7 protein-coding genes are annotated in these 9,639 nt (G+C 41.7%); 5 read left to right on the top strand and 2 right to left on the bottom strand.

Annotation, left to right across the window (positions count from 1 at the left end):
- Positions 1 to 700 precede the first annotated feature (700 nt).
- Positions 701 to 2,179 (top strand): BCD family MFS transporter, encoded by a 1,479-nt coding sequence (locus ACKPEB_RS11730; RefSeq protein ID WP_408965081.1) that lies wholly within the window; start codon positions 701 to 703, stop codon positions 2,177 to 2,179.
- A 112-nt stretch (positions 2,180 to 2,291) separates the two neighbouring features.
- On the opposite strand, the gene ACKPEB_RS11735 is transcribed toward ACKPEB_RS11730, so the two are convergent.
- Positions 2,292 to 3,032: an endonuclease/exonuclease/phosphatase family protein gene (locus tag ACKPEB_RS11735; RefSeq protein WP_408965082.1), complete on the bottom strand. Its 741-nt coding sequence runs from the start codon at positions 3,030 to 3,032 to the stop codon at positions 2,292 to 2,294.
- 400 nt (positions 3,033 to 3,432) lie between these two features.
- On the opposite strand from ACKPEB_RS11735, the gene ACKPEB_RS11740 reads away from it, so the two are divergent.
- Both ACKPEB_RS11740 and ACKPEB_RS11745 read left to right on the top strand, forming a co-directional pair.
- Positions 3,433 to 4,080, top strand: coding sequence for a hypothetical protein (locus ACKPEB_RS11740; protein WP_408965083.1), 648 nt, complete (start codon positions 3,433 to 3,435; stop codon positions 4,078 to 4,080).
- A 5-nt stretch (positions 4,081 to 4,085) separates the two neighbouring features.
- Complete coding sequence (locus ACKPEB_RS11745; RefSeq protein WP_408965084.1) at positions 4,086 to 5,207, top strand: M23 family metallopeptidase; 1,122 nt, start codon at positions 4,086 to 4,088, stop codon at positions 5,205 to 5,207.
- On the opposite strand, the gene ACKPEB_RS11750 is transcribed toward ACKPEB_RS11745, so the two are convergent.
- Positions 5,168 to 6,751 (bottom strand): NACHT domain-containing protein, encoded by a 1,584-nt coding sequence (locus ACKPEB_RS11750; RefSeq protein ID WP_408965085.1) that lies wholly within the window; start codon positions 6,749 to 6,751, stop codon positions 5,168 to 5,170. The genes ACKPEB_RS11745 and ACKPEB_RS11750 overlap by 40 nt on opposite strands.
- 799 nt (positions 6,752 to 7,550) lie before the next feature.
- Between ACKPEB_RS11750 and ACKPEB_RS11755 the strand changes: the two genes are divergently transcribed.
- Together ACKPEB_RS11755 and ACKPEB_RS11760 are read left to right on the top strand one after the other, a co-directional pair.
- Positions 7,551 to 9,368 (top strand): GMC family oxidoreductase, encoded by a 1,818-nt coding sequence (locus ACKPEB_RS11755; RefSeq protein WP_408965086.1) that lies wholly within the window; start codon positions 7,551 to 7,553, stop codon positions 9,366 to 9,368.
- A 60-nt stretch (positions 9,369 to 9,428) separates the two neighbouring features.
- A partial coding sequence (locus ACKPEB_RS11760; protein ID WP_408965087.1) for a ferritin-like domain-containing protein occupies positions 9,429 to 9,639 on the top strand: 211 nt, incomplete at its 3' end.

The raw sequence follows: 9,639 nt of genomic DNA on the forward strand, positions 1-9,639 counted from the left end.
GATAATCACAGTGGTTGCCTTTTTCTCGCCATTGGCAACTTGTTTTTTTAAGGAGGTCGGAACATCCGACCTAATCAGCGAGGAACATCCTTGCTCTACTATTAGAGTAGAGTCTTCACTCTTGATATGTCAAGGGAAAAGAAAATTCAGTTTAACATCAATGAGAAAGAATATGAACGTCTCAAAAGCTATGCTGAATCAGAAGGATGATCAATAACTGAAGTTCTTAGGAATTACATTAAAACCCTCACACCCCCTTTAGGGGCCGCACTACATCCCACGACTAAAGTGCGTGGGCTTTGTGCGAGGTCTTTGTAAAAATTCAACTCGATTTCCGCTAAAGGATGCAGATTTGCCATATCCAGGGAGATCTACAGCAATTCCATGATATTGATTTTGAAAAATAAATTCTAAAGTTCCAATTTCTTGCCAAGTCTCAGCTTTAAAGCTAGATCCATGAAGAAATAAAACCGATGGATCTTGAGGGTTTCCTACTTCTAAAAAATGAGTTTTTTCGCTTTAATATCGATCAATTTTGATCAAGTTTTTGTCATTTTTGATAAAAACTTGTTGGGGTTTTGCTTGACTTGAAATTAAGTAGCTCTTCTATTATAATCAGAAAATGCAACTCAGCCTAATTTTTAATAAAATTGATCAAAAATGAGTTGTTTTTTCCTCTTGCTGTATCAAATCACGGCTCATGACCATTGATAATTCTTCAGAACAATTCCCAACGCCTAATCCATTAGAAGGTAAACCGTTACCGCCAATTCCTCTATTGACCATGTTTCGGTTAGGTCTGTATCAAATGGGGTTAGGAATTATGTCTTTACTAACCCTGGGTGTGATTAACCGAATCATGATTGATGAGTTAAAAGTTCCGGCTTTAATTGCAGCCGGAGCGATCGCGATGCACCAATTTGTCTCCCCTGCTAGAATCTGGTTTGGTCAAATGTCCGATGCTAAACCGTTATGGGGATATCATCGCAGTAGTTATGTATGGATTGGGTTAATTTTATTTACCAGTGCTGCATTTTTAGCTATGCAAGTCGTTTGGCAATTAGGCGCTAGTATTCAAGTCAACGGATTTAATGGAATTGCTTATTTATGGGCAGGTTTATTAGCTTTAATTTTTGCTGGATATGGTTTAGCTTTAAGCGCGAGTTCTACTCCCTTTACCGCTCTATTATTTGATGTTTCTGATGAGGAAAACCGTTCAAAATTAATTAGTATTGTTTGGTCAATGCTAATGGTTGGAATCGTAATTGGGGCAATTATTAGCTCTAAAATTCTCCATCGTCCTGAATTGTGTGGGGCTGATCTTTTAACCAAAAATCCCGTAGCATCTCCAACCAGTTTACCTCAATTACAAGCTTCTGTAACCTTGTTATTTATCATTGTTCCATTACTCGTTATTACCTTATCAATTCTAGCAACCTTCGGCGTTGAACGGCGGTTTTCTCGTTACAAATTTCGCTCCACTGTTGTCGAACGAGAAGATCAAATTACCTTAAATCGTGCCCTGAAAATTTTAACCGCCAGTCCCCAAACCGGTCTATTTTTTAGCTTTTTATTACTCATGACAATTAGCTTATTTATGCAGGATGCCGTTTTAGAACCCTATGGAGGTGAGGTTTTTGGAATGTGTGTGTCTGAAACGACTCAATTAAATGCGTTTTTTGGAACCGGAACTTTAATTGGGATCGCGTCAACTGGATTTTTAATAGTTCCCCGAATTGGGAAAAAAAATACTGTTAAAATTGGGTGTATCGGGGTTTCAATTTGTTTAATATTCTTCATCATGGCTGGGTTTACTGCTAACCCTGGATTTTTAAAAGCTGCCTTATTAGGCTTTGGTTTAAGTTCAGGTATTTTAACAGCCGGAGCCATTAATTTAATGTTAGATTTAACTTTAGCAGAAACAGCCGGAACCTTTATTGGAGCTTGGGGTTTAGCGCAATCCATTGCACGAGGATTAGCAACAATTTTAGGGGGTGCTGTTTTAGATTTAGGACGCGCCATCTTTCAAGTTCCCGTCTTAGCCTATGGAACGGTTTTTACCCTACAAGCGATCGGTATGCTCCTGGCAATTTTATTATTAAATCGGGTTAATGTTCGAGAATTTAGTGAAGGAACAAAACAAGCGATCGCTAATGTATTACAACAGGAATTGGATTAGTATGGTGCTAGGCACGAGAGGAATAGGCAACGGGTTGTAGAATTTAAAAATGTCCTAACCTTAATGTGTAATGGTCTAGTTCAATTCGTGTAATTAATGTTGTTTACTTGCGTTATGCTTGCAATTCCACATCAACAAAAACACCGTTATGATCGCTCATGGTTACATTGCTATCGGAAATATTTTCCCAAAAGCCAACTTGGCAATAGGGTTGCAATTCATAAGTGACACAAATATGGTCAATATTATGTCGTTCTTTGGGCTTAACTTCATCAGTTAAACAAACGAGATTGTTACGTTTTAGCTCATGCGTTAATAAAGCAATTCCTTTTTGAGTTCCATACCAACGTGAACCATCTCTTGCTTGGTTGAAATCTCCGGCAGTTATGACTTTGCAATCAGGATAAGTTTTCGCCAGATGCTCCCAATCGTTTCCATGTTGTTCAATTGATTGGTAATGTTCTTCCCAGTTTTTTGATTTTCCATCTATTCCGCGATCACCATGCCAGGTGATAATTGTGCCATAAATTAACAGGTTGTAACCTTGTAAATTGACTTTGATACAGACAGCGAGGATTGGATCAAATGTTTTGAGCATTTCAGTAGGAGCCTGTATTCTTGACCAGATTGTGGTGTAAGCATTTTGCTCCAATCTTTTATCTTGATATTCAATTGATGAGAACTTGAAGTAGCCCTTTTGTGATAAATCAACAGCAAGATTATTGGTCTCCGTCAAGATCCAAACATCAGCATTTATAGTTTGGATTTGATCTAATACTGCTGGTGTCTTTTTCGGGCTTTTTGGTTTTGGATGCTCCAAATTCCAAGTAGCGATCCTGAGTCTTTGCGTCATTATAGATTTCACTAATCTGAAAAAAAATCCTAACTTTTTGTAACAGTCATGAAATAACACCCTGTTTTAAGCATCTAGTGGAATGACTTAAATTATTATCTAATCATCTCAAAGAGAGAAGATAGGTTCTACCCCTTACCTCTATCTAGGAAATTTATGATATTATCAGGTTTTGTGATGTAACGACATAACAAGAATTAACGGTCGAAGAAAAGTATACATCTTGACAAGCTTGGTTTCTTTAGTCAAACTCGATGACACAAGGAACAATACAACAATTCCATCGACTATAGGATATAGAGCAGGCACAATATAAGTTAGGAAATTAAAAAACAATTTTCCGGGCTCCTGCTATCAACGTCAAACTTAATTTCAATCCAAAATCAGGATATTTTTGTCTATGTTAAGTTCTACTTTTTACCGTTCAGGATTGTCTGTTTTCCTCGCATTCGGTTTAACAACATCGGTGGCTGTTCCCCTACTTTCACCCATTCCAGCAACGGCTCAATCCTTTCCCAATACCTTACAACGGGATAGAATTTTAGCAGGAACCGTGATTTCAGTAGAATACCCGGAAGCCGAGAAAATTGTTGTCATGCCGAATGAAACCGTACCCTTGACCATCACGGTAGCACAGGATGTTGTGACCAGCCAAGGACGGGTTTGGATTCCCGCAGGTGCCGAAATTGTTGGACAATTAAAACCTGCTTCTGGAGGTTCTCAATTTGTTGCTAATGAAGTGATTATTAGTACCAGTCAAAGGTTCCGCTTAGATGCAAGTTCTCAAGTGGTGACTCGCACAGAAACCATTCGCAAAGGAGCTTCAGCCGGTTCGATTTTGGGTGGAGCCGCCATTGGTGCCGCCGCTGCTGCTGCCATTGGTGCCGTTGTTGGAGATAATGCGATCGCCACCGAAGAAGTGTTAGGCGGTGCGGGACTGGGGGCCATTACCGGAGTCTTTGTCGGTCGTCGGAAAGTTGATGTTGTGGTGGTTCATCCGAGTGAAGACCTGAATTTAACCTTACAATCGGATATTGTGTTCCGGTGAACCCCATGAGGATTTCAAACGCTAGAAAATACGGGGCTGCATTCTTCCTGAGTTTGGGGTTAATAGTATTAGTCAGTTGTTGGAGTCCTGAAGTCACCCAGACGGCTGAATCTTCTCTGCAACAGGCTCAAACCCTAGCGACAGGGATGACCCAACAACTGATCACCCAAACCCCCCAAACCCCACGTTTTGGTCAACCCATTGATTGTCAATTGGGTCAAGATTGCTTTATTTTGTTATATCCCGATCGAGATCCCAGTCCCAATGCCGTTGATTTTGGCTGTGGACGACAAACCTATGATGACCATCAAGGAACGGATTTTGCCATTCCTGACGAACAAGCTATGGCCAGAGGCGTTCCGGTCATCGCTTCCCAGGCGGGAACGGTATTACGAGTTCGGGATGGAGTTGTCGATCAACGAGTCGCCAATGAAGCAGATAAAACGGCTGTAACAGGGACAGAATGTGGCAATGGCGTTGTCATTGATCATGGTTCTATTCCCCAGGGTACCGGGTGGGAAACTCAATATTGTCATTTGCGACAGGGAAGTATTCAAGTTAAACCTGGGGATCAGGTGGAAAAAGGAACCGTGTTAGGATTGGTGGGTGCTTCTGGGTTAGCTTCCTTTCCTCATGTTCATCTGACCCTGCGCTATAACGGACAGGTGATTGATCCCTTTGTTGGCCCAGGAGCAACCGCCGGATGTAATGTCACTCGTCACCCGATTTGGGAAAAACCCTTAGCTTATATTCCGACCGGGTTAATTCGGGCGGGATTTTCCACCCAACCTCCCACAATGGATGAATTATGGCAAGGGAAATTTAATGAAACTATTTTACCGGAAAATAGTCCAGCTTTATTATTTTGGGTGCAGGTTTATGGGGTATTAACGGGCGATAAAATGATTTTTAATCTTGATGATCCCCAAGGAAATAAAGTGGTTAATAATGAAACTTTTGTGAATGAATCCAGTAAAACTTGGATGGCTTATGTGGGTAAAAGAAATAATCCTCAACAACCCTTTACCCCAGGAACTTGGAATGCTGAATATCAATTAATCAGAGGCGATCGCACTTTAGTTAAAACTCAACGACAACTGATATTGAAAGCCGAAAAATCAAATTGAGTCAGATCAAGTTGCAGATATTGGCAGAGGTTAATGAAATTATAAATACCATAACCGCCCGTAGCAACTGGGGTACAACGCAAAGCTGAAAAAATTAATTGAAAATGTTGCTCTAGCATTTGGGAGGTTGGCAATGAGTGTTTGAGTTGTTTCATTAATGGCTGTACAATCAATCGAATTTGAGATTCAGGAATATTATCCAATATCATTGTTTTAAATAATGCGTAGCGATTTAAACCGGATAACTGCACCGTTAAAAGTTCAGTCACCAGTTGTTGAACTAAACAATCGGTGACATATTCCATAACAAAAGGCTGTTGGGTATATTTCCCCGATCTTTGCTCAATCAAGCTACGCCAGGTTAAAGATTCCAAGGATTCCAACAAACAAGCCCGTGAAACAGCAGGTACAATATCCATTTGCAGTTCGGTGATCGTTGTCCATTCTTGATGAATTGCCAACCAATACATAATCGTTTGTTCTACAGGTGACAATCGCTCAAATTGCTGATCTAAGAAGCGACGGATACCATTAAATACCAGAGTTTCTGCTTTTAAAAAACTGGAAATCTGTCCATCAAATAAATTCTGAATCGAGGCAGCCACCATTTTCAAAACCAATGGATTGTAACGATAAAATTCACACAGTTGATGTTTTTCTGTATGGGTTCCTGTCAGTTGCCAGGAGTCCATCAAAGCCCATGATGCTTCCAGGGAACCTTTTACAGACAGCGATCGCACCCATCCATTAAAATCTTCCAATCGCCCGACTTCGGCTGATTTTTCACGACTGGTCAGTAAAATGCAACTTTGATGAAGAGATTCTCCCAACAATCGAAACAAGTCGCTGTAGTGGGCAAAATCAGATTGGTAGTATCCTGCGCAATCTCCAGACTGTAATAAAGTATCTTGATTATCCAAAATCACTAAACAGCGATGAGTTTGCAGCCAATACAGCAACCGTTCCGGTTTGGCTTCGACATCTTGCTGATTGGACAGGAAAAAGACCAGATCAAACAACAATGTTTCTAAGGAGGGACGGTGACGGAGCGATCGCCATAAAACAAATTGAAATTGTCCTTGTAAAAGTTGAGCCACTTTCGTCGCTAAAGCACTTTTGCCCATCCCCCCCATTCCGACCAGTGCAATCAGTCGGCAGCGATCTTCAATGATCCAATGGGTGAGTTTTTCAATTTCTGCTACTCGACCCTGGAAGCTAGAAACATCAATCGCTTCACCCCAGTCCGTTGCACTGGGTTTGGGGATTGGGAGATCGGCAATAGGAGGGGGAATTTGGCTGAGAATGCTGCGGAGATTGGTTTTGTTAACTTGGCGTCCTAATCGATCACTGAGAAGTTTCCAAAATTTAGGGCCAATATCTCGTTGTAAATAGTTGGTTGAATAACCCGATCGGGCTGCAAGGTCATTGTAAGTCAACTTGTTCCAGGCACCGAACACAAGGGCAACTTCAACCTCCGTTAGAGGTCTAGCAATTTCTCTATTGAGAGCAAGACTAACAACCTCCAAGGCCTGCTCAAATTCCATATCTTTAATTTCGCTCTGGTTTTAACTCTTGAAGAATAATCTTCCTACATCTGGTATTAAACCATACTTTTTTCAGTCAACTCCATACTTTTCTGTAAAGACACCATGGCAGAGTTTTGATAAATTGGTTAATGTTTGCAATAGCTAATTATTTCCATTATCAGTAATGGTCAATAACACACTCCAAGATCACAACCCCGCTAGTTTTACCCATGTAAGGAAACTTAGCTGACGAAATCAGGAGCATTCACTGGTAATTTATACCGATCTGGATTACTTGAAGGTAAAGCCTTGGTATTCCATCGGTTTAAAGATGGTAACTTCGTTTAATATTGCAAAGTCATAATGACTCTGGGCAAAGGTCTGCGGCTAAACTGCGATGAAACACTGATTTTGGGTTAGCTGTAATCCTGAAACTTCCTTCAATGGAAAAAATATAAATAATTTGGATTGCTCACACGAACTAATCCAAATTCCAATGGTGCAGCCGATGTAAATATTCGCTGTTGCTATAAGCAACAATTGCCCAAAACTAGCCAAGTAAATTAGCCCATCGGTAGAGAGTTTTGCTCGTTTGGGTTGAGCATCTCCCTACTGGTTGCTGGCTTATTTTTTGTGAGTGCAGGGAACAGCTTAACTGAGGAAAGACCAACCCGCGTTATGCTGCACAACAGCCGTTAACCTGATCACAAGTCATTAGAAACTTGATTCGGAAACTGAAGCAAAACTCCTCTGAATTAAAAATTAGGAGATCTTGCCATTAGGTTCATGCCCAAGATTCACCTTGAAGGAATAACCAATGAGTCAAACCCAGACATTTATAACCACTGTTGATTGCCAGACTGTCTCTGAAACCACGTATGATGCCGTTATCGTTGGAGCAGGGGTGGCTGGGGCGATTGTCGCTAAAGAATTAAGTCAACAAGGAAAAACGGTTTTAATCCTAGAAGCCGGAAAAAGTAAAGATTTAACCTTAGCAGGTTTTCAAAGTTATGTAGATGCTTTCTACAAAGAGGTAGAAAAACACCCCAACTCTCCCTATGGTGAGAACCATAATGCTCCTAGTCCGACTAAGGATAATGACTATTTTGTAGAACGAGGGCCGATGACCCTGGGGGGTTCTTATACAAGGGTTCCAGGTGGTACAACCATGCACTGGGAAGCCAAAACCCCCCGAATGTTACCAGATGATTTTCAGTTACACACTAAGTATGGGCATGGTTTAGACTGGCCCATTAGCTATGAAGATTTAATGCCCTACTATCGTAAAGCTGAACACGAGATTGGGGTTTGTGGCGATCGAGAAGAACAAGAAAAACTCGGTCTTAAATTTGAAGACGGTTATGTTTTTCCCATGGAAAAACTTCCTCCTTCTTACTTAGATCAAAAAGTGATTGAGAAAGTCAGTGGAACCAAAGTTGAACTCTATGGCGAGACCTTAGAATTAAACTTCGCGACGTTTCCTCAAGGTCGCAATGGTATACCCAATCCTAAATATGATCAAGGGAACCTATTTACTCCCGATGGCGTTGCCGCGACCAACCCGGTTCAGTATGGGGAACGTTGCCAAGGAAACGCTAACTGTGTTCCGATCTGTCCGGTGCAAGCCAAATATGATGCCCGCAGAACCTTAACGAAAGCGTTACAAACCGGTCGGGTTCATATCCTGTCTCAAGCCGTTGCTGATCGCGTCAAAATTGATCCGGCCAATGGTCGTGTCAGTGCCATTCACTATAAGCACTATAAAACCACCGAGTCTTCTGAATACACCACAGGAGTCGCCCAGGGGAAATTATTTGTCTTAGCTGCGAATGCCGTCGAAAACGCTCGGCTGATGCTGGCTTCTGAATTGCCGAGTACCAGTGGACTGATGGGTCGTCATTTGATGGATCACCCCTTCATGTTAGCTTGGGCTTTGATGCCAGAAGTGACAGGTACGATGCGGGGGCCGTTGGTGACATCAGGAATTGGAACCTTTCGCAATGGCAATTTTCGCTACAAACAATCTGCCTTTGCTGTGGATATTCACAATGATGGTTGGGGATGGGCCACCGGATCACCTTATTCTGAAGTCGAGGATGCCGTTGACAAGAAAAACAAATACGGCGAAGAACTACGCCAAACCTTAGTGAGTCGGATTTCACGACAACTGCTGTTAGCGTTCATGTGCGAGTTGCCCCCCGATCCGAATAACCGAGTTACCATCGATCCGAAGTATAAAGATAGACTGGGTAATTACCGTCCTGTCATTAACTTCAACCTTCCTGACTACAGCCTCAGAACCTTAGCTTACACCCGGAAACTCTCTCGTTTGATCTTCCAGCGTCTAGGAGCGGAAGATTATACCCACTACGATCACTCAGACCCGGCCTATTTTGAGTTTGAAGGGGAAGGGTATTTCTACCGAGGAGGGAACCACTTCTCAGGGACTCATATCATGGGAACCACGAAATATAATTCAGTGATTGATAAGTCTTTGCGTTCTTGGGATCATGAAAATCTCTACTTATTAGGGGCAGGAAGTATGCCAACGATTGGTACTTCTAATACCACGGTCACTATTGCCGCATTAAGTTTTATGGCAGCCGAACAAATGCTAAAAGATTTGAAAGCGTAAGGTTTTCAACTCAGAGAGTCCTTTACACAAAATCGAGAACACATTGCGAGAAAACCGATTATGACTACAGACGCTTTAACACTGATTACAACAGTCGATGAGTTGCGTTACTATCTCAAAGAAGCGATGAAGCTAGAACACGCAACCATTCCGCCTTACATTACCGCACTTTACTCGCTCAAACCCGGAACGAATTTAGAGGCTTTTCATATTATCCGCCAGGTTGCTGTCGAAGAAATGCTACATCTCACCCTTGTGGCTAATGTTTTTA

Source organism: Planktothrix sp., from assembly GCF_046067725.1.
Taxonomy (GTDB): Bacteria; Cyanobacteriota; Cyanobacteriia; order Cyanobacteriales; family Microcoleaceae; genus Planktothrix.